Genomic DNA, 21053 nt, shown 5'->3' on the forward strand with positions numbered 1-21053 from the left:
GCAGCCCGTTCAATCCCGAAGCACCTTCTGAAAAAGCCGAATAATCAACGCCGATTTTTTGTGCATTCCAAAGCTGCGGTTCGCGCTTTTGCAACGCGACAGGCTGGGGTAGCTTACCCCGCATGAGCAGTAATCTTCGATTCATTCACCTCCGCGTTCACACCGAATATTCACTGTTGGAAGGCGCTGTGCGGCTGAAAAAGCTGCCCGCATTGTGCGAGAAGATGGAGATGCCCGCCGTAGCCGTGACGGACACCAACTCGATGTTCTCGGCATTGGAGTTCTCGGTCACCGCAAGCGGCGCGGGTGTGCAGCCGATCATGGGGTGTCAGGTTGATCTGACCTACGTGCAGGCGCAACCGGGTGAGAAACCCAAAGCGCCCGCGCCTTTGGTGTTACTGGCGCAATCCGAGGTTGGGTATGAAAACCTCATGAAGCTGAGTTCCTGCCTTTACGTGGACAAGGGCGGGCAGTTGCCACAGGTCACTTTGGACGAGCTGGCGGATCGGTCGGACGGTTTGATTTGCTTGACCGGCGGTCCGGACGGGCCGGTTGGGATGCTGCTGCAACAGGGTCAACGTCCTGCGGCTGAGGCGCTGGTGGATCGGCTGGCGGGCATGTTCCCGGATCGCCTTTACATTGAGCTTCAGCGCCATCCGGGTGAGGACGGCCAGCCAGAAGCGGAACGCCTGACTGAGCGCGGCCATGTAGAGATGGCCTATGCCAAAAACCTGCCGCTGGTCGCCACCAACGACGTCTATTTTCCGACCTCGGACATGTATGAAGCGCATGACGCGCTGATCTGTATCGCCGAAGGGGCTTATGTCGACCAGCAAGACGGCCGCCGCCGACTGACCGCACAGCATTATTTCAAGTCGCAGCAGGAGATGGTGACGCTGTTCGCGGACCTTCCAGAAGCGATTGAGAACACGGTCGAGATCGCCAAGCGCTGTGCCTTTATGACCTATCGCCGCGATCCTATCCTGCCGAAATTTGCCGATGACGAAGTGGCTGAACTGCGCCGTATCGCAAACGAGGGGTTGCAGAAACGTCTGGCAGTGATCCCCCACGCGGTGACGCCCGAGGAATATCAGGAACGGTTGGATTTCGAACTAGGCATTATCGAAGGAATGGGGTTCCCGGGCTACTTTCTGATCGTTGCCGACTTTATCCAATGGGCCAAGGATGAGGATATCCCGGTGGGACCGGGGCGGGGCTCGGGCGCGGGTTCGCTGGTGGCTTATGCGCTGACGATCACCGACCTTGATCCGCTGCGTTATTCGCTGCTGTTCGAACGCTTCCTGAACCCCGAGCGGGTGTCGATGCCGGATTTCGATATCGACTTTTGCATGGACCGCCGGGAAGAGGTGATCCGCTACGTTCAGCAGAAATATGGGCGCGACAAGGTGGGACAGATCATCACCTTTGGTGCGCTTTTGTCGAAAGCTGCCGTGCGCGATATCGGGCGGGTTTTGCAGATGCCTTACGGGCAGGTGGACCGTTTGTCCAAGATGATCCCGGTTGAGGGCGTCAAACCTGTTTCCATTGAAAAAGCGCTGAAAGACGAGCCACGCCTGCGGGAAGAGGCGCGGAACGAAGAGGTGGTGGATCGCCTTCTGACCTACGGCCAACAGGTCGAAGGATTGCTACGCAACGCATCGACCCACGCTGCGGGGGTGGTGATCGGGGACCGGCCTTTGGACGCACTGGTGCCTCTGTATCAGGACCCGCGCTCGGATATGCCCGCGACCCAGTTCAACATGAAATGGGTGGAACAGGCCGGGCTGGTCAAATTCGACTTTTTGGGCCTGAAAACCCTGACCGTCATCCAGAACGCCATGGACCTGATCTTCAAGTCCGGTCGCCCTCTGCATATCGCTGCCGATGGCACCGAGCTTTACGAACCCGCTGAAGGGGCTGAGAACCAGATCAACGCCATCCCGCTGGACGATGAAGCGACATACAAGCTCTACTCAGCAGCCAAAACGGTGGCGGTGTTCCAGGTGGAATCCTCGGGCATGATGGACGCGCTCAAGCGTATGAAACCCACCTGTATCGAGGATATCGTGGCCCTTGTGGCGCTCTACCGTCCGGGTCCGATGGAAAACATCCCGACCTATTGTGAGGTGAAAAACGGTCTTCGCGAGATCACCTCGGTTCATCCACTGATCGACCATATCCTTGAGGAAACGCAGGGCATCATCGTTTACCAGGAACAGGTGATGCAGATTGCGCAGGTCATGGCGGGATACAGCCTTGGCGGTGCCGACCTGCTGCGCCGCGCGATGGGCAAGAAGATCAAAGAGGCCATGGATGCCGAGCGCCCCAAGTTTGAAAAAGGCGCGGGTGAGAATGGCGTGGATGCCAAGAAGGCCAGCGAGGTTTTCGACCTGCTGGAGAAATTCGCCAACTATGGCTTCAACAAATCCCACGCGGCCGCCTATGCGGTGGTCAGTTATCAGACCGGCTGGCTGAAGGCGAACCACCCGGTCGAGTTCATGGCGGGTGTCATGAACTGCGATATCCATCTGACCGACAAGCTGGCGATTTACTTCGAAGAAGTTCGCAAGGGGCTGGAATTGCCCTACGTGCCGCCATGTGTGAATCGTTCCATCGCGACGTTCGATGTAGTGAACGGTGAACTGGTTTACGCGCTGGGCGCGCTGAAAAACGTGGGCGTCGAGGCGATGAACCTTGTGGTTGAAGGGCGCGCGAAAAAACCGTTCGTCAACCTGTTTGACTTTGCGCGTCGTGTGGATCTGAAGAAAGTCGGCAAACGCCCGTTGGAAATGTTGGCGCGGGCCGGGGCGTTTGACGAGCTCGACAAAAACCGCCGCCGTGTGTTCGAAAGCCTTGATCGTCTGGTGCAGTATTCGGCGGCGATTCATGAACAAAAGAACTCGAACCAAGTGTCTCTGTTTGGTGAAGCCGGTGATGACCTACCTGAACCTCGCCTTTCGCCGACGCCGGATTGGCTGCCTGCTGAACGGTTGAGCGAAGAGTTCAAGGCGATCGGTTTCTACCTCTCCGGCCATCCGCTAGACGATTACATGCCTGCGCTTAAACGCAAACAGGTCCTGACGTTGGATGAGGTGATGGAAAAGGCCCGCTCTGGCCCACTGATCGCCAAGATGGCCGGTGTTGTCGCCGGACGGCAGGAACGGAAATCGGCCAAGGGCAACCGCTTTGCTTTTGCGCAGCTCTCGGACCCAACAGGCGCTTATGAGGTGACGCTGTTTTCAGATACATTGGAGAAATGCCGCGAGTTTCTTGAAACCGGCGCGCAGGTTGTGCTGACGGCTGAGGCAACGATGGAGGCCGACCAGCTCAAGCTGCTGGGTCGGTCGGTTGGACCGGCGGATTCGCTGGTGGCCGAAGCCGGGGCAACCGGGCTGCGTATTTTCGTTGATGAGGCGCAGGCGGTGTCAACCGTCGCCAAAGTGCTGGAAGACGCCGCGACTGCTGCCAAAGGCGCAGCGCGAGGTCCGATCCAACTGCTGCTGCTGGACCCAAGCCTGCCGGGTGACGTTGAAATGGATCTTGGGCGCGAGTTTCCGATCAACCCGCAGATCAAGGGGGCGATCAAATCGCTGGAAGGTGTGATGAGCGTCGAAGAGATCTGACACCGCTTTGTTGCCAGACAGTTAGCGCCTCGTTAGGCTGATCTGATAGAAATGTCTTTAGGTCATGCCATGGGAGGGCATTGATATGACGTTTGCAGGTCTCACGTTCAGAACAGTTCTATTTGGTGCGGCAGCATCGCTGGCATTGGTGTCCGCCTCAGCGGGTCTGGCGGATGACAAAGATGACAAGAAGAAAAAGCAGACGATTGAAGGTGCTTTGATCGGTGCTGGTGTAGGCGCTTTGATCGGTGACGGCAAAGGGGCGGCCATCGGCGGTGTAGCCGGTGCAATTATCGGACATAACTGGAAGTGATCGCCATGCGTATGACCCTAACCAAGATTTTTGTTGCAGGGATCTGCGTGTCTTTATCCAGCGCTGCGTTGGCTGATGAGGCGGCGGAGCAGATGGTACAGGACGCACTACCTGTTATGCACTACACCTGCGCCTCGATCGCGGAAGAGGCAGATGGCGACGAAGCTTTTGTTGTGTCCGTTGTTGAGAAGATGACGGCTCTTTCACTCTACAACCGGCAAATCAACATCGAAGACCACGCGACGACTGATGAGGAAAAAACCCAGCTGCGCGAAACCTTCATCGCTGCTTTGTCCGAGGGGTGCGCGGCAGACAAGAACGCCCTTTTGGGTGGTGTCGTCGATAATGCGGTGAAATCAACGCTGGGGCTGTAGCGCCTCAGTAATGTGGTGGGCGTTCGTCACCAAAGACAACGCCGCCTGATCCTTCCTGCGCGCGTTCTGCCTCTCGTTGCAGCAGCATTTCGACCCGACGCGTCAGGCGGTCGATCTCACCTTGCTGACGGGTGACAACCGTGTTCAGTTCTTCGACCGTACGGATCAGGTGGGCGATCTGTTCTTCCAGATGCTGCATGGGGCTCTCCTTGATGTGCCGGTCATAGCGACCCTGTGCCGCCATGGCCAGAGAAAGCGCGCCTTGCCCCGATGCGGGCCATGGGATAGACCGCGCGCGGAACAAGGACACTCCCGAGGACGCCCCACATGGCCAAGCCCAAGAAACAGCCCCGCCCCAAGGCCGTAACGCCAAAAGGGTTCCGCGACTATTTCGGCGAGGAAGTCACGCAGCGCACCGAGATGCTGCGGACGATTGCGGGTGTCTATCATCGTTACGGGTTTGACGCCTTGGAAAGCAGCGCGGTTGAGACAGTCGAGGCGCTGGGCAAGTTCCTGCCCGATGTGGATCGCCCAAACGAAGGCGTCTTTGCCTGGCAGGAGTTTGACGAAGGCGGCAATGGCGATTGGATGGCCCTGCGCTATGACCTGACAGCGCCTTTGGCGCGGGTTTATGCGCAGCACCGCAACGATCTGCCGACGCCCTATCGCCGTTATGCGATGGGTCCGGTCTGGCGCAACGAAAAGCCGGGGCCGGGGCGCTATCGTCAGTTTTATCAGTGCGACGCGGATACGGTCGGCACGGCCTCGATGGCTGCAGACGCCGAAATCTGTGCGATGCTGTCGGACACGCTCGAGACTGTAGGTATTCCGCGCGGTGACTATCTGGTCCGGGTCAACAACCGCAAGGTTCTAAACGGCGTGCTCGAGGCGATGGGCCTGGGCGAGGACGCCACCGCGCGCGACAACGTTCTGCGCACCATCGACAAGTTCGACAAGGTGGGCGAGGCTGGTGTGCGTGAACTGCTGACCAAAGGCCGGTTGGATGCCTCGGGTGCGTTTATTGACGGCGTGGGTCTGAGCGACGATCAGGCCGAGCCGGTGATTGCGTTTTTGACCTCAAAGGCTGCGGATACTGCCGGAACGCTGGCCAACCTGCGCGCCGCTGTGGGCGACAGCAAAATCGGTGCGGATGGGATCGCCGAGTTGGAACAGATTGGCGCGCTGCTGGATGCCGGCGGTTACCGTTCGGACCGGATCGAGATAGATCCGTCCGTTGTACGCGGTCTCGGTTACTACACCGGCCCGGTCTATGAGGCTGAACTAACATTCGAGATTTTTGACGAGAAAGGCCGCAAGCGACAATTCGGGTCTGTCTCTGGCGGTGGTCGCTATGACGATCTGGTCAAACGCTTCACCGGGCAGGAAGTGCCTGCGACCGGTATCTCGATCGGCGTTGACCGTCTACTGGCTGCTCTGCGTGAAAAGGGGCGGATCGCTGCCCAAGCAACAGGTCCTGTGGTTGTCACGGTCATGGATCGCGACCGGATGGCCGACTATCAGACAATGGTGGCGGAGCTGCGTAACGCGGGCATTCGCGCCGAGGTCTATCTGGGCAATCCCAAGAACTTCGGCAATCAGCTGAAATACGCGGACAAGCGAAATTCTCCCATTGCGGTGATCGAAGGCGGTGACGAAAAGGCCAATGGCATCGTGCAGATCAAGGACCTGATCCTTGGTGCCAAGATCGCCGAAAGCGCGACGCTGGAAGAATGGAAAGAACGGCCCAGCCAGTTCGAAGTGCCACGCGGTGATCTGGTCGCGAAGGTGCGCGAAATTCTGGACAGTCAGGACTGACCCATGCCCAACCGTTCCCAGATACAGGCCCGCGCCGCGATGATGCGTGTCCGGTTCGAGGCGGCTGGCGCTCAGGTCGTGGATACGCCCTTGTTGCAGCCGGCGGAAACTTTGCTGGATCTTTACGGCGAAGACATCCGCGCCCGCGCCTATGTGACGTCGGACGCCCTGCGCGGCGAACAGATGCTGCGCCCGGATTTCACGTTGCCCGTAGTGCAGATGCATATGAGCGACGGGGCCGAGCCCGCGCGCTACACCTATTCGGGTGAGGTATTCCGGCGGCAGGAACACGACCCGGACCGGGCCAATGAGTACATTCAGGTCGGCTATGAGGTGTTTGACCGGAATGATCCCGCCGGGGCCGATGCCGAGGTCTTCTCGCTTTTTGCACTGCAACTGCGCGGTTTGCCGTTGCGCGCGGCCACCGGGGATATCGGTATCCTGACGGCCGCTGTGGCCGGGTTGCGCACGACCGAACGTCGCAAGGCCGCGCTGATGCGCCACCTGTGGCGGCCACGCCGGTTCCGTGTTCTGCTGGATCGTTACGCGGGCAGGACGCCAGAGCCCGAGCTGCGGTCTGATCTGCTGAACGCCACCGAACCGATGGTGTTTGACGCGCCTATGATCGGAAAACGTCGGGCCTCGGAAATCGAGGCGCGGATCGAAGCTTTGCGCGAGGATCGTGAAACTCCGCCGATTTCTGACAGTGAGCTTGTCGGCTTGGAAACGCTGTTGAATGTGCGTGAGACTATGCCCTTCGCAATGGAGCAACTGCGCGACGTCGCGGTGGACTTGCCGCAGATCACCCCGGCGCTGGACCGTCTCGAGGCGCGCGTGGCCGCGTTGCAGGCGCGCGGTGTCGATGTCGCGCGGTTGGATTTTGAGGCCGCCTATGGCCGGACCTCGATGGAATATTACGACGGGTTTGTTTTTGGTTTTTATGCCGAAGGCCGACCCGACCTGCCTCCGATCGCGACCGGCGGGCGCTATGATGCGCTGACGCGGCAACTGGGCAACGGGGCCGAAATCCCGGCCGTTGGGGGCGTGCTGCGGCCCGACCTGATGCTCGAGATCGAGGAGGGCGCGCAATGAGCCTGAAACTGGGTGTGCCCTCGAAGGGCCGGTTGATGGAAAAGACCTTCTCGTGGTTCGAGAAGCGCGGCATTGCTTTGTCCCGCAGCGGATCAGATCGGGAATATGCGGGAAAGGTCGAAGGGATCGATGGGGTCTCGCTGGTTCTGCTGTCTGCCGGGGAAATCCCGCGCGAACTGGCGGCGGGGCGGATCCACATGGGTGTCACCGGTATTGATCTGGTGCACGAGAAACTGCCGCGTTGGGAACAGCAGTTGGAAGAGATCTCGCAGCTGGGCTTCGGCAAGGCGGATCTGATCATTGCAACGCCAGCCTGTTGGGTGGACGTTGATACGCTTGACGATCTGGATGCCGCAGCTGCGGCGTTTCGCAAGACCCATGGCCACCGCCTTCGGATTGCGACCAAGTATCACCGGCTGGTGCGTGAGTTTCTGACCGATGCAGGTGTGGCCGATTACACGCTGGTCGACAGCCAAGGTGCGACCGAAGGCACGGTAATGAACGAAACCGCTGAGGCGATTGCCGACATCACCTCGACTGGCGAAACGCTGCGGGCCAACCACCTGAAAATCCTGTCTGACGGTCTGATCCTGCAATCGCAGGCCACGCTGTGGCGTAGCCGGGTTGCTAAATACGACGCGACGGAGAAGGCGGTTCTGTCTGACCTGCTGGATCGGCTGCGTTAAAGCACCCCTATCTCTGCCAGCGCGCGGTTGAGGTCATCCGGCAGGGCATCGTCCTGCTCGCGGTTTTTGGGCAAATCAGCTGGTGTGTCCTCAGGCTTGAGATAACGCCATCCCTGAAACGGGCGCTTCAGGGCGTTCTGAGTCCGATGGACCTCGGGGTCTAGCACAATGGCACAACGGCGGATGCCGTCCTCTCCGATCACCTCATCCAATCGCAGGATGCGCTGACGACACTGGATCACGCCTTTGATCACCCAATAGATCGAGCCGCCATTTAGAATCTCAGCCTCGCGCTTGGGCCACATGCGGGTCACGTGGCGCGGACAGCCGTCCTGATACAGAGGCTTTCTGCTGTCCTGCCAGGCGATCAGCGTATCGACGCTTTCTGACCCGACAGACAGTTTTATGAGGTTTACGTACTTATCCACAGCTTTCCCACAGAGTCGTCCCAAGGCCGATCTTTATATTGTAGCTCGTCATGCGCAGTCATCAAGGTGTTGTGGTCTGGGTGTGATTTAGGGTACTCTGGATACCTCTTTCAGAACAGGGAATCACCAATGAGCCGCTTTGCCGCCCCCATCGCCGAGCAGATCTGGGACATGAAATACCGCTTTAAACAAGCGGACGGCACACCCATCGATCAGACGGTCGAAGACAGTTGGCGACGTATTGCCCGCGATCTGGCGCGGGTCGAAAAAGACCCTGCGCATTGGGAAGAAGAGTTCTATCAGGCGCTGGAGGATTTCAAATACCTGCCAGCCGGGCGGATCACGGCGGGTGCGGGTACCGCGCGGCAGGTGACTCTGTTCAACTGCTTCGTCATGGGCACCGTGCCTGACAGCATGGGCGGCATTTTCGATATGCTGAAAGAGGCCGCGCTGACCATGCAGCAGGGCGGGGGGATCGGGTATGATTTCTCGACCATCCGACCGCGCGGTTCAGATGTTAAAGGCGTCGCGGCAGATGCCTCGGGCCCGCTGAGCTTCATGGATGTCTGGGATGCGATGTGCCGCACGATCATGTCCGCAGGCTCGCGCCGTGGGGCGATGATGGCGACCATGCGCTGCGACCACCCCGATATCGAACAGTTTATCACCGCCAAGTCCGACCCGGCCCGTCTGCGCATGTTCAACATGTCGGTGTTGGTATCTGATCCTTTCATGGAGGCGGTCAAAGCCGATGGCCCGTGGGAGCTGGTGTTTGGCGATAAGGTCTATCACACCGTTCAGGCGCGTGATCTGTGGAACAAGATCATGCAGGCGACCTATGACTATGCCGAGCCGGGTGTAATCTTCATCGACCGCATCAATAAAGCCAACAACCTCAGCTATGTTGAGACTATCGCAGCCACCAATCCGTGTGGCGAGCAGCCTCTGCCGCCTTATGGCGCGTGTCTGTTGGGCTCGATCAACCTGGCGCGCCTGGTCGCGGACCCGTTTGAGGACGCAGCCCATCTGGACGAGGAGGCTTTGCAAAAGCTTGTCGCCACCGCTGTTCGGATGATGGACAACGTGGTGGATGCCTCGAAATTTCCGCTGGCCGAACAAGAGGCCGAGGCGCAGGACAAACGCCGCATCGGTCTTGGCGTAACCGGTCTGGCGGATGCGCTGCTGATGTTGGGCTTGCGCTATGGCTCAGACGACGCGGCGCGTCAGACCGAGCGCTGGTTGCACGCAATCGCCCGCGCCGCGTATCTGGCGTCGGTCGACTTGGCGAAGGAAAAAGGGGCGTTCCCCCTGTTCGACGCCGAGAAATATCTGGCCAGCGGCACGATGCTTCAGATGGATGAGGATGTGCGCGACGCGATCCGCGAACACGGCATCCGCAACGCGCTTCTGACCTCGATCGCGCCGACCGGGACGATCTCTTTGTATGCGGGCAATGTGTCGTCGGGAATCGAGCCGGTCTTTGCCTATGCTTATACGCGCAAGGTTTTGCAGAAAGACGGTTCGCGGACCGAAGAAGAGGTCGTGGACTATGCGGTGCAGATGTGGCGCGACAAGTTCGGTGATACAGAACTGCCGGACTATTTCGTCAACGCGCAAACCCTGTCCCCGTCCGATCACGTCAAGATGCAGGCGGCAGCGCAGAAGTGGATCGACAGTTCGATTTCCAAGACGATCAACTGCCCCGAAGATATCAGCTTTGACGCCTTTAAAGACGTCTATATGCAGGCTTGGGATCAGGGCTGCAAAGGCTGCACCACCTATCGCCCGAATGATGTGACCGGTTCGGTCCTGACCGTTTCGGAAAGCGATGACAAAGTGCCGGGAGAAAGCGCAGATGCGCCGCATGAAGTCGATGGTGGAGACGTGATTTACATGTCCGAACCGCTGGACCGTCCGCAGGCGTTGGAAGGGTCCACATACAAGTTGAAGTGGCCCGACAGCGAGCATGCGATTTACCTGACCATCAACGATATCGTCATCGGAGGTCGCCGCCGCCCCTTCGAGGTGTTCATCAATTCGAAGAACATGGAGCATTATGCCTGGACGCTGGCACTGACCCGCATGATCTCGGCCGTTTTCCGTCGCGGTGGGGATGTGTCCTTTGTCGTCGAAGAGCTGAAAGCCGTGTTCGACCCGCGTGGTGGGGCCTGGGTGCAAGGGAAATACATCCCGTCGATATTGGCCGCGATTGGCGGTGTGATCGAGCAGCACATGATCAATATCGGTTTTCTGGAAGGCGAGGGGATGGGTCTGAAATCCGACCCGCAGGCACAAGTCGTCAACATGGACGCCCCACGCGGCAAAGCCTGCCCGTCCTGCGGTCAGTACGACATGGTGATGATCGAGGGCTGCATGACCTGCCGCAGTTGCGGGCATTCGAAGTGTGGTTAGACCGTCGCCTGCCGCACTAATGTGATGTTGCGAAAGCGCGCATCAGTCCGCAACTTAATCAGTTGCTGATTGAAATTCTGAGAACAAAAGACTGCCACCGCTCCCTGAGGGCGGTGGCTTTTCTGTTTGCGATCCGGACGGCATTCTCACCATTTGCTTCGAGCCGGGTGATCTGCGAAGCGCACAGATTGCAGCGTAACGATTTTTCTGAGTTTAATCTTAACCCAAACCAACATGCGATCTTGGAAGGAAAGAGTAACCTTAAACTGAGCGCTCGGTTTTTAAATTCAAAAAACACTATGTAGAAATGCATTTATAGGTATGGTGGTATTATGAATTCGTTAACCAGAATAACCCGAGGGATAGGCGTCGCCTTTAAGGATGGCAGGGTGAAGGGCCTGCTTGCTTTCACCACCGGTATGATCCTGTGGGCATCGGTGTTTTACCACTATGTCGAAGGTTGGAGCTGGCTGGATTCCATCTACTTTTCTGTTGTGACAATCTCTACGGTTGGGTTCGGTGACTTTTCTCCTGAAACCGCGGCTGGGAAGGTTTTTACGATGGTGTATATCATTGTTGGCCTCGGTATCTTTGTAACCGCAGCGACCACTGTGGCGGACACGATCCTGTCGCAGGACGACGACAAAAAGCCAAAATAAGCAGCGCCAAGTTGAGCCGGTTCTTCTCCGGCGTAGACCGCAATGCGCTTCAAGAAATTGAATCGCGGCCGGGCTCCTTAATACTCTTCAACTTGCTAACGTCTTTTGCGGGTTAAAAAATATACATATTACGTTTTTTGAGTATAATGTACACAAAACAAGTTTTTGGGGGGATGGTATGGAAAAGACTCAAGATGCGAAGATTGTCGATCTTGCGATACGGTTGCTCTTTCTCGGATTGTTCCTCTACAGCGCTTTGGTCATGGTTGCCCCGCTTGCCAGTGTGGTCATCTGGGCCACGATCCTGTGCGTCGCGCTCTATCCTGTTTTCGATTGGCTGCAATCCAAGATGGGAGGGCGGAAAAAGCTTGCTGCGACAATCCTTGTTTTACTGGGCCTGGTATTGACCCTTGGACCGGTCGCAACGGCTGTATCCGGTGCCGCAGAACTTGGGTCAGATTTTGCAGAACAAGCCGACAGAGGTGAGTTGAAAATCCCACCGGCACCAGAAGGCCTTAAGGAACTGCCGTTGGTCGGAAATAAAATTTCCGAAGTTTGGGGCATGTTTGAACGCAATCTGGACGGCGCGTTGGCAAAATACGGTGCGCAAATCCTTGAGATTACCAAGTCGCTTTTTGGTAAGGTTCTGGGGATCGGTATCGGGCTTCTTGGTCTCGCTTTGTCCGTGTTGATCATGGGGGCCTTGTTCAGCCCCGGACCAACACTGGTTCAAGGTTTGCAGCGTTTTGCGAACCGTGTTTTCGCTCCGCGTGGCGGCGAATTCATTACACTGGCCGGAGCAACAATTCGAAACGTGACCAAAGGCGTGATCGGCGTGGCGGCCATTCAGGCCGTCGTTGTTTGGATATTGCTGGTTCTCTTTGGGATTTCATCGGCTGCAACGTTGGCATTTATCTGCCTGATACTCTCGATCATTCAGATTGGGCCCGGTTTGGTTCTTTTGCCAGTTATCATCTACGCATGGAGTTCGATGTCCGGGGGTGCGGCTTTGATCTTCACAATATTGGCCATTCCCGTTGCCATAATGGACAGCTTCCTGAGACCAGTGTTCATCTCAAAAGGTCTTGAGACACCCATGCTGGTTATCCTGATCGGTGTTCTCGGAGGCATGATGGCTTACGGTCTGATCGGCATATTTATGGGGCCGGTTCTGTTCGCCGTCTTTTATGAGTTGTTCAAGGTCTGGATCGACTCCCCACCCGCAACTGAAGGTGTTGCGGACGGAGAAGCAAAATGAGGAAGACGATTTGGACAACTCTGGCCGTCATTCTGATCTTTCTGATCTGGTACCTCGTCGCTGACCGAAAAACACCGTTCACCGGAAATGCCAGGGTAAAGGCTATCGCGACCCAGATCGTACCGCAGGTCACTGGGACAGTGACTGAGGTTCTTGTTGAAAACGGTCAGGTCGTATCGGCAGGAGATGTTCTGGTTCGGATTGACCCGAGACCTTATGAAATCGACCGCGACAAGGCCGAGGCTGATCTGGAAGCAGCCACACAGGAAGTGGGGGCATCCTCGGCTGAGGTAAGTGCTGCACAAGCCAAACTGGCCAGGGCGCAAAGTGATCTTGATACGATGCGTATTCAAACCGAGCGTGTGTTTGCCCTTGAAAAGAAAGGGTTGATCGCCGTTTCAAAGGCTGATGACGCGCGCGGTCAGCTTGCAGAATCTGAAGCGAATTTCGAAAATGCCAAGGCGGATTTGGAAAAAGCCAAGCAAAGGCTGGGTGATGATGGTATCGAAAACCCAAAAATTCAACGCGCGTTGGCGGCTTTGGCAGATGCAGAGCTGAACCTTGAATGGACGGAATTGCGGGCCCCGGCGACGGGCGTGATATCCAATCTTTTGATCGCCCCCGGTACATATGCCAGATCCGGTCAGGACCTGTTGACGTTTTTGGATGCAACGGATGTCTGGGTTGAGGCTTACTTTACCGAGAATAACCTTGGCCGCGCTTCGGTGGGATCGCCGGTTGACGTCGTGCTGGACATGCACCCCGGCAAAATTGTTCCGGGTGTGATTGAGAGTTTTAGCGCGGCCGTATCCCTGAGTGGTGGGGATGAGCCGGGACAATTGGCAAGCCCGCCCAGCACCAAAGGCTTTCTGCGTGAACCGGAACGATTTCCGGTGCGGATCGTTCTGCCAGGATATGAGGCCGGAAACGCCGAAGATGATCTTCGCTTCCAACTTAACGGCCAGGCCGATGTGATAATGTATCTGAGCGACAACTCGCTTCTGAACATGGTCGGTCGGACCTACATTCGCCTGGTTTCCATCCTGTCCTATGCGTACTGAGGACAGGAATTCCGTTATCCGGCTTGCACTGGGTGTGACCGGTGTCTTCGCCTTGGGCTTGTTTTTGGGGTGGCCGCTTGCCGTGGTTGGGGCTGTGTTCACCGCCCTTTTCCTTCAGGCCCCTGCTGCCTTGCCGTTGGCGGCCTTCGCGAAACTGTTCGTCTTTTCGATCGGATTAATGTTCATTTCCTTCCTGCTGTCGTCGGTCTTTGCGCCATACCCCGTTGTGTTCCTCATTCTGGTGGCCATCGGGATTATCCTGTCCTTCATGTGGTCGGTTTCTGGGGCAGGCGTTTTGCCCGGTGTCATCGCCCTGATGGGGGCATTGATGATTCCGAACCTTGTTTTGCAATCACAGGATTTGGCGTTGGTGCTGGTGTTCTGGATACCGTTGAACCTGCTATTTGCAGGTTTCGTATCGACCCTGATGTTTGTGTTGTTACCCGCCGAACCTCAGACGGGTGCTCAGAAGAAAGCCGCGGCGTCTTCGGACTTTGATCCCAATCGGCGGATTGTAAGAATGTCGCTTGTTACGGTGCCGTTTGCCATGGCGTTTTTTATCTCTGGCGCGTCTGCTTTGTTGGTCCTGTTCTTTGTTGCGCTTCTGAGCCAGCAACTTGCTGCAATGCCATCGATGGGCAAAACGGTTGCCAAAGCCATGCTGACGGCAAACCTTCTCGGAGCGGCAATATCCATCATCTGTTACGAGCTAAACGTCATCGCGCCAGTCATTCTGACACCGATCCTGGTATGCCTGTTTTTCTGCCTGTCACTCGGGGCTCTCGGAAAAACTCAGATCCCGCTGGCTGCAGCGGCAGGTTCGGCGTTAACGACGGTACTTATCGTTTATGGCGGGTCGATTTCTCCGTTTTCGGATGAGGCGGACGTCAAAAGCATCACGCGTGTTTTTCAAGTCGCCAGCGCTGCTTTCTTTGTCATTGCGGCATATGTCGTTGTTGATGAGTTCTGGCCCGAAAGAAAGCAACGCGCAGCTCAGTGACCTTCCGAGGTAAACCGAGTTTGCGAAAAGTCGGGCAATTGCTTAGACGATATTCGCGCAAACGGAACGTAAGCGGATGCAGCGCGGGATATTGCGTGTTTACTTTGACTTCTGTTCCAAGCGGTACTGCGTTGGCGTTGTGCCGGTTTGCCCTCGGAAAAACCGGGTGAAATGGGACTTGTCCGAATAGCCGAGCGTTAGTCCAATCTCGGCAATTGTCATTGCACCCTCTTTCAGATGTTCTTTGGCGACATCGACGCGCAGCCGTTTTATTTCGCGGGGCAGTGTTGTGCCTTGCTGCTGGAGTGCTCGGGAAAACCGTTCTGGTGGTATACCCAGCAACCCGGCCACCACCACCGGCCCCAAGTCGGCTTCATCCAACTTGTCGCGCAAGACAGATCGCAATGCGGCGACCACGGTCACTTCTTCCTTTTCCCGAACCGAGGCGATAGGCGCGGCCGATGCGTTTGAAACGTGGTTCAGGAACAGCCATTCCACGGGAAAGCTGATTTGCATCCCGGGATCGGTTCCAAGGCCGACCTCGATCCCTTTGTAGTCGAGTGGTAGGCCATTGATGTATCTGCTTTCCCAACGCACTTGCGCGGGGTCCCAGGAACTTCCGACAACGGTTTGCAACAGACGCACGTATATTGCGGCCCCAAAACCTGTGACCTGAATAGGTTGAACCGTTGGTTCCTGTTGTCTCTCGATCCGATAAATCGCTTTGTCGGCTTCTATAACGAGACTGTGCCGCACAGAGTTGGATTCCTGCGGAACAAGCCCGACAAAACGCGCAAAAAATTCGAACAGCGTTGTTGTCGATTGCAAGGCATCAGCGAACGGAGGCCATCCTTGCAGATCGAATGTTTCCCCTACATTCAGTCCAAGAAATCGGTCGCCCGACAATTCAGAGAAGGCGTTCAACAGACCATAGACCAACTCTGAGTGGACATAGACAGAAGGGTCGGACAACAGTTCAGCTTTCAATCCGACCTGATCCAAAGCTGGTTGTGGATTGATCCCTCGGGTGGTGAGAAACTGCAAAAACGGGGCCGCTAAAGCAAGGCGGATAAAGCCTTCGCTGTGTTCTTGAGAGGTTGAGTTGAACGGCAAGCTTGTCACCTTTGGTTGGACCAGCAGTTTTACTCGGTGGCCACTTTAGCCTTCATATTCGAACATCTTAATGCAAAAGTGGCAACCGAGCCAAAAGTTTCCACTCTACAGTTATAGAAACATGAATATGAGGAGAGACCTTATGTCTGGGTCACGAATGTCCTTTTACGCGTCAGTGACTGCCGCAGCGGTTTTGACTTTTCCTATGTTTGCGTCGGCTCAGGATCAGGACAAGCCGCAAACGTTGTTCACCAACGTCCATGTCTTCGATGGCGTGAATGAGCAGCGTATCGAAAATGCGAGTGTTCTTGTTGAAGGCAACCTGATCAAGGCGGTTTCCGTCGACGCGATCGATGCACCCAACGCAACTGTCATTGACGGTGGTGGGCGAACGCTGACGCCCGGCTTCATTGAACTTCACGCTCACCTTATGCTGATGGGTCCGACGCTGCCGGCGATGGAGGCCAACACGACATGGGAGGACTTTGCCATTCACGGTGCACGGATGGCCGAGATGTATTTGATGCAGGGTTTCACCACAGTCAGGGATGCGGGTGGCGCCAATGGCGGGCTGCGAAGGGCCATTGATGCAGGGCAAATCGACGGCCCCCGGTACTATCCTTCCGGGGCATTTATCGGAACACGGGGTGGTCATGCAGACTTCGCAAATTTCACTGCTCCACCGGGCGCTGAAACGAACATGAGCCGTCTGAACCTGGCGCAAGAGATCAGCGGTGTCGATGACCTCTATAAGTTTGCGCGCAACAACTTTCGCATGGGCGCCACGCAGTTGAAATTCATGCAATCCGGCGGCGTGGTTTCTGCCTTTGATCCATGGCAATTGCTGGCTGGATCGCCAGAGGAAATCAAAGCAGCCGTGCAAGTCGCAAATGAATATGGCAGCTACGTCATGGCGCATTCTTACCGAAAAGAAGCAATCTTGAATGCGCTGGATGCAGGTGTGATGTCGATCGAACATGGTTTCTCGTTCGATTGTGAAATCGCTGAGGTCATGAACGAAAAGGGGGCATACATCACGACCAACCTAACGGCCTTTGATCCCGGTTTGCTTGATATTCCTGCGGTGGCAAACGTCCCGTCGAGCCTTGCCAAGGCAAAATCTGCCTCGGCCACATTTGCGGGCTATATCGACAACATGAAGGAATGCCCGGTGAAGCGAGGGTTCCAGACAGACTGTGTAGGGTCGGTGGAGGCGTGCAATATCCAGATTGCCTACGAAAAACACCTGAACAATGAATTTTTCGGCCCGTTCACCTCGTTGGTGACGCTGACATCGACAGGTGGTGAGGTGGTCGCTTTGTCGGGTGACTTTATGAACCCGTATACGGCTGGAAAGCTTGGTGTGATCGAAGCTGGCGCTTATGCCGACATCCTTTTGATTGATGGAAATCCTCTCGAAGACTTCTCTGTCGTTGGGACGGGCGATCAATGGTTCGGTGCGGACCCCAGGCCGGAAAGCCCTGAAACGATCCGCCTGATTATGAAGGATGGCGTGATATACAAAAATACGCTGGACTGATTGATACCGCAGCCGGAGGGTGTTCATGCGCAATTGGTTACGATCCATAATAGTCGCAGGGTTGGTTTGGTGTGCTCCCCCCGCGTTGGCCGCGAATGGGGTTGCGGTGGACTGGGCGGACCTTCCAGACCCATCCGCGCAAGTCTTTGAAGACCCTTATCGAGATCTCAGCCCGGAACAGTTCGACGATGTTCTGTTTGTTGTCCGACTGCGCGGCAGGATAGAGCAGCGCAATGGCAGCGAAGAAGAACGGCAGAAATGGCAAGAACTGCTGGCTGAGACTGAGGATGCTTTGGCCGCAGAGGACATTGATATCGACTGGCTGCTCGATCAGCGAGAGGTCGTGACAGAACGCCGAAGAAAAGCAGCAACGGATGGAAATCCGCAACATAACGGCCAGACCGTCACACTGGCCGGCTTTGCCATTCCAGCCCCAAGTGATCCTGACGGGCGACCTGTGGCCTATTTGGTGCCAGAGCGTGGGATGTGCAGCCACATGCCTCCGCCTCCTCCTAACCAGATGATCCGTGTGCGGTTGAACGACGATTGGGCACCTAGCTATTATCATGAACCGGTAAGACTGACGGGTAGGCTGACAATTGACCCGTCCGTTCAGAGCATGATGGTCGTGGATGGCCTGATGCCCATGAGCGCGACATTCCAACTGGAAACGGACAGTGTTGAAACCCTAGAAACCGAGGCGGACAGGTTGGAGTGGAAACAGCGTGCCGCTGATCGCATCCGCGCGGCGGGTGATCGCAAGACGGGCGGGGCAAGAGCGTCCGAATGATAAAAAACCTTCTTATTGCCTTGGTCATTTCATCTGCTGGCACGGCCTCGGCCCAAGGATTGTCCGGCCCTTCTTCGGTGCAAGCCGAGCTTGAGCCCGGCGACGGATTAACTGATCCGCAATATCGTTCAGATTTTCCGCGCAATGTAGCCCCGGGTTGGTTTACGTGGAAAGACCGGCTGGCCGAGGACGGGTTTCGCTTCAACATTGATTACTTGGCGCTTGGCCAAACCACGAATGCTGATCTGGGCACCGGCGAGGCAGCCAGCGGAATTGCTCGGTTCTATGGCAGTTGGCAGGCAAGCGAGCGTGGCTCTGTGACATTCAAGATCGAACAGCGCCACAGTTATACCGGCGTTGCCCCCCAATTTCTCGGGCTTGATGGTGGTGCCCTTTCGATCACGGGGACAGCGTTCAACGATAGTGGCTTGTTACTTACCAACCTGTTTTGGACCCAAAGGGCCGAGAACGGTTCATGGACGCTGCAAGTCGGGCAGATTGATGTGACGGACTTCGTGGACATCTATGGGTTGGTCAGTCCCTACAGCGGGTTCCAGAACCTGTCCTTCAACACCAACCCGACGATCAATACACCCAATCAAGGATTGGGGATCGCGGGTGGGGTTAAGCTAAGCGAAAATTTCTACGCTGTTGCGAGCGTGTCGGACGCGAACGCCGACCCGTCTGATCCAAATTTTGATGTGTTCAGCGACGGCAATCTCTTCAAATCACTCGAACTTGGGTACACTTCCGGCTTTGATCGTATCTATTTCGACAATATCCATTTGACCTTCTGGCATGCGGATGCGGCTGATGATGGCAGCCGAGCGGAAGACTATGGCGCTGCATTTTCTGCGGCTTGGTTTGTCGACAATAAGTGGATGCCGTTCTTTCGGGCGGGGGCCTCAAAAGGAACTGCAGCGCTTTATGATCGCTCGATCTCTTCTGGTCTGGGATATTACGGTCGCAATACCGATTTGGCTGGTGTTGGCCTGAACTGGGCCGAGGCCAGGGGCATAGACGGGACACAGTTCACGCTTGAAGCTTTCTACCGTTTTTCAATCTCACCGGGCTTGCAGATCACACCATCGGTGCAGTTCATTTCCAACCCGCTGCTGAACCCCACTCAGGACAGCATTACGCTGTTCGGCCTAAGAACCCGGATCGTTTTCTGAGGGGGGTAATGCAGCCGCAAAACATATCAACTTAGGAGGCTCTGTCATGAAGACCCTGTTGGCCGTAAGCGCCATAGCGATCACTTTTGGTGGCGCGTTACATGCGAGCGAGGAAAGCAAGACGTGGGAGGCGTCAGAAGAGGCGAAGCAGTTTGTGCAGGACACAATTGTCCTCGGCATGTTGGCCAGCCCTTATGGCACTGGCTGGACTGAAGACGAGCAGCTGCACACTTACTTCGCGCGTGCGCGGGAAAACGGTATCACCGGGCATGAGATGACGCTTGCCGCTGCGGATATGTCTTTCGACACCTTTCTTGATCAACATTACCACTTCCGTGCTGCCATGGCCCAGCAACCGGAAAACTATCTCATCGTGAATGAAACCCGTGATATTGAAGCTGCCCACATACAGGGCAAGACGGCGGTGATCTGGAACAGCCAAACGGCCACGATTTTGGACGGCGACCTGAGGAAGATGGCCGTGCTCAAGGACATAGGGATCAAAAGTATGATCCTGGCTTACAATGACATTTTCCGAACTGGTTCTGGGCAGTTGGCGGCCTATAACGGCCGCGACATTGGTCTGACCCCCTGGGGGAAGTCGGTCATCGATGAAATGGTCAGGTTTGGCATCCTCCTGGACCTAAGCCATACGGGCTCGAAAACGGCCAATGACGCCATGGACTACATGGATGAGAACTATCCCGGCGTGCCCTATGTTTACACGCACTCGGTTCCTGCAGGGTTGTACGCGAATGGGCCCAATGCGACGCCAAAAGGGTGTTATCGGGCCATTCCCGACGATGAGGCGCTGCGCGCGGCCAAGTCCGGTGGCTACGTTTCCCCAACGTTCACAGAATGGATGATGGACGGTGTCTGGCCCGAGGATATCTCACCTAAGCAGGCCGCTGATATGATCGACTATTATGTCCAGCTTGTGGGTGTTGACCACGTTGGAATTGCAACGGATGACATGTTCTCGCTTGAACTTGTCGTGCAATGGGCGACCGCAAACGCGAGTATGTACGACGATGGCGGCTATATGATTGATGCGTTCAACAAAGGAGCGACCGGTAACGGCGAACTGGCCAAAATCCTTGCGGCAATTACCGATGACCTTTGGGCCCGTGGCTATTCCAACGAAGACCTTGCAAAGATATATGGCGGTAACAAGATGCGGGTCTACGCGCAGGTATGGGAAGGCAAGCCACCCGAACAGTTTCTGAAGGAATACCCTGAGCGTCTGCTTTTGAGAAAAGAACTTCGAGATGGGTTCTATTCGCGATAGGTTTTCAAGACATGTAACAACGGAGTTAGGCCCCGAGGGGTGTGTCTGTGTCGAAGTTTTTCTGGAACGGATGGTGGGTGATGAGAGACTCGAACTCCCGACATCTTCGGTGTAAACGAAGCGCTCTAACCCAACCCGCACGTGCAACAAGGTGCTGTTTTCCACTGCCGCCACCGACACCCCATTGAAAGATGTCTTGCGTTGCCAGTAGCTTGACGCTCTCACAATCGACAAAGCAATGCAATGCTGCAAGTGTGTTTTGGTTCAACCTAAAAGCTGAATTTCATTAAGAGCAGTAACGCGTTTGCAGCGGAGGCGCAGCGGTCGTCACCTGCCGTGGGGGGTATGGGGGCAATTGGCTACACATTTAAGTAAGATACCCTCCCAAAAAAAATGTGCCGCAAATTCTCGTCCGGTCCCAAAGCG

Annotated in this window: 18 protein-coding genes; 15 read left to right on the top strand and 3 right to left on the bottom strand. The window is 56.2% G+C overall.

Annotated elements, in window-relative coordinates; translation table 11 throughout:
- Nucleotides 1–122: 122 nt before the first annotated feature.
- From dnaE to GS636_RS08770, 3 genes are all read left to right on the top strand, one after another.
- Nucleotides 123–3623 carry a DNA polymerase III subunit alpha gene (dnaE, locus tag GS636_RS08760; protein ID WP_171669169.1) on the top strand — a complete coding sequence of 1167 codons (3501 nt, stop codon included), beginning with the start codon at nt 123–125 and terminating at the stop codon, nt 3621–3623.
- Between the two features lie 85 nt (nt 3624–3708).
- Nucleotides 3709–3936, top strand: coding sequence for a YMGG-like glycine zipper-containing protein (locus tag GS636_RS08765; RefSeq protein ID WP_171093435.1), 228 nt, complete (start codon nt 3709–3711; stop codon nt 3934–3936).
- 5 nt (nt 3937–3941) lie between these two features.
- Complete coding sequence (locus GS636_RS08770; protein ID WP_253762700.1) at nt 3942–4310, top strand: YmgD family protein; 369 nt, start codon at nt 3942–3944, stop codon at nt 4308–4310.
- Between the two features lie 4 nt (nt 4311–4314).
- Here the strand turns inward: GS636_RS08770 and GS636_RS08775 are convergent, their stop codons facing one another.
- Entirely contained in the window at nt 4315–4509 is a 195-nt protein-coding gene (locus tag GS636_RS08775) for a SlyX family protein (RefSeq protein ID WP_171669195.1), read from the bottom strand.
- Between the two features lie 128 nt (nt 4510–4637).
- Between GS636_RS08775 and hisS the strand changes: the two genes are divergently transcribed.
- From hisS to hisG, 3 genes are read left to right on the top strand one after another with little or no spacing between them, the layout of a single operon-like run.
- Complete coding sequence (gene hisS, locus GS636_RS08780) at nt 4638–6125, top strand: histidine--tRNA ligase (protein WP_171669170.1); 1488 nt, start codon at nt 4638–4640, stop codon at nt 6123–6125.
- A gap of 3 nt (nt 6126–6128) precedes the next feature.
- The gene (locus tag GS636_RS08785; RefSeq protein ID WP_171669171.1) at nt 6129–7217 is read left to right on the top strand and encodes an ATP phosphoribosyltransferase regulatory subunit; all 1089 of its coding nucleotides are present in this window, start codon (nt 6129–6131) and stop codon (nt 7215–7217) included.
- On the top strand, nt 7214–7903 hold the full coding sequence (gene hisG, locus GS636_RS08790) for an ATP phosphoribosyltransferase (protein ID WP_171093427.1): 690 nt from the start codon (nt 7214–7216) through the stop codon (nt 7901–7903). Before GS636_RS08785 ends, hisG begins: the two co-directional genes overlap by 4 nt.
- Here hisG and GS636_RS08795 read toward each other — a convergent pair.
- On the bottom strand, nt 7900–8331 hold the full coding sequence (locus GS636_RS08795) for a DUF1489 domain-containing protein (protein ID WP_171093426.1): 432 nt from the start codon (nt 8329–8331) through the stop codon (nt 7900–7902). The two genes, hisG and GS636_RS08795, sit on opposite strands and share 4 nt — an antisense overlap.
- Before the next feature lie 129 nt (nt 8332–8460).
- Here GS636_RS08795 and GS636_RS08800 point away from each other — a divergent pair, with 129 nt between their 5' ends.
- From GS636_RS08800 to GS636_RS08820, 5 genes are all read left to right on the top strand, one after another.
- Entirely contained in the window at nt 8461–10743 is a 2283-nt protein-coding gene (locus tag GS636_RS08800; RefSeq protein ID WP_171669172.1) for an adenosylcobalamin-dependent ribonucleoside-diphosphate reductase, read from the top strand.
- Nucleotides 10744–11132: 389 nt separating this feature from the next.
- Entirely contained in the window at nt 11133–11402 is a 270-nt protein-coding gene (locus GS636_RS08805) for a potassium channel family protein (RefSeq protein ID WP_256367960.1), read from the top strand.
- A gap of 178 nt (nt 11403–11580) precedes the next feature.
- The gene (locus GS636_RS08810) at nt 11581–12660 is read left to right on the top strand and encodes an AI-2E family transporter (RefSeq protein ID WP_171184185.1); all 1080 of its coding nucleotides are present in this window, start codon (nt 11581–11583) and stop codon (nt 12658–12660) included.
- On the top strand, nt 12657–13721 hold the full coding sequence (locus GS636_RS08815; RefSeq protein ID WP_171669173.1) for an HlyD family secretion protein: 1065 nt from the start codon (nt 12657–12659) through the stop codon (nt 13719–13721). Before GS636_RS08810 ends, GS636_RS08815 begins: the two co-directional genes overlap by 4 nt.
- Entirely contained in the window at nt 13711–14721 is a 1011-nt protein-coding gene (locus GS636_RS08820; RefSeq protein ID WP_171184189.1) for a DUF2955 domain-containing protein, read from the top strand. Before GS636_RS08815 ends, GS636_RS08820 begins: the two co-directional genes overlap by 11 nt.
- A 99-nt stretch (nt 14722–14820) precedes the next feature.
- Here the strand turns inward: GS636_RS08820 and GS636_RS08825 are convergent, their stop codons facing one another.
- Nucleotides 14821–15834: an AraC family transcriptional regulator gene (locus tag GS636_RS08825; protein ID WP_171669174.1), complete on the bottom strand. Its 1014-nt coding sequence runs from the start codon at nt 15832–15834 to the stop codon at nt 14821–14823.
- Nucleotides 15835–15976: 142 nt separating this feature from the next.
- Between GS636_RS08825 and GS636_RS08830 the strand changes: the two genes are divergently transcribed.
- From GS636_RS08830 to GS636_RS08845, 4 genes are read left to right on the top strand one after another with little or no spacing between them, the layout of a single operon-like run.
- Nucleotides 15977–17374: an amidohydrolase family protein gene (locus GS636_RS08830; protein ID WP_171669175.1), complete on the top strand. Its 1398-nt coding sequence runs from the start codon at nt 15977–15979 to the stop codon at nt 17372–17374.
- 25 nt (nt 17375–17399) lie between these two features.
- On the top strand, nt 17400–18164 hold the full coding sequence (locus GS636_RS08835; protein WP_171669176.1) for a DUF3299 domain-containing protein: 765 nt from the start codon (nt 17400–17402) through the stop codon (nt 18162–18164).
- A complete protein-coding gene (locus GS636_RS08840) occupies nt 18161–19339 on the top strand; it encodes a carbohydrate porin (RefSeq protein ID WP_171669177.1) in 1179 nt (392 codons plus the stop codon). Before GS636_RS08835 ends, GS636_RS08840 begins: the two co-directional genes overlap by 4 nt.
- 46 nt (nt 19340–19385) lie before the next feature.
- Nucleotides 19386–20627, top strand: coding sequence for a membrane dipeptidase (locus GS636_RS08845; protein ID WP_171669178.1), 1242 nt, complete (start codon nt 19386–19388; stop codon nt 20625–20627).
- The last annotated feature ends 426 nt before the right edge of the window (nt 20628–21053 follow it).

It is taken from the genome of Ruegeria sp. HKCCD4884 (genome assembly GCF_013110855.1).
GTDB lineage: Bacteria > Pseudomonadota > Alphaproteobacteria > Rhodobacterales > Rhodobacteraceae > Ruegeria.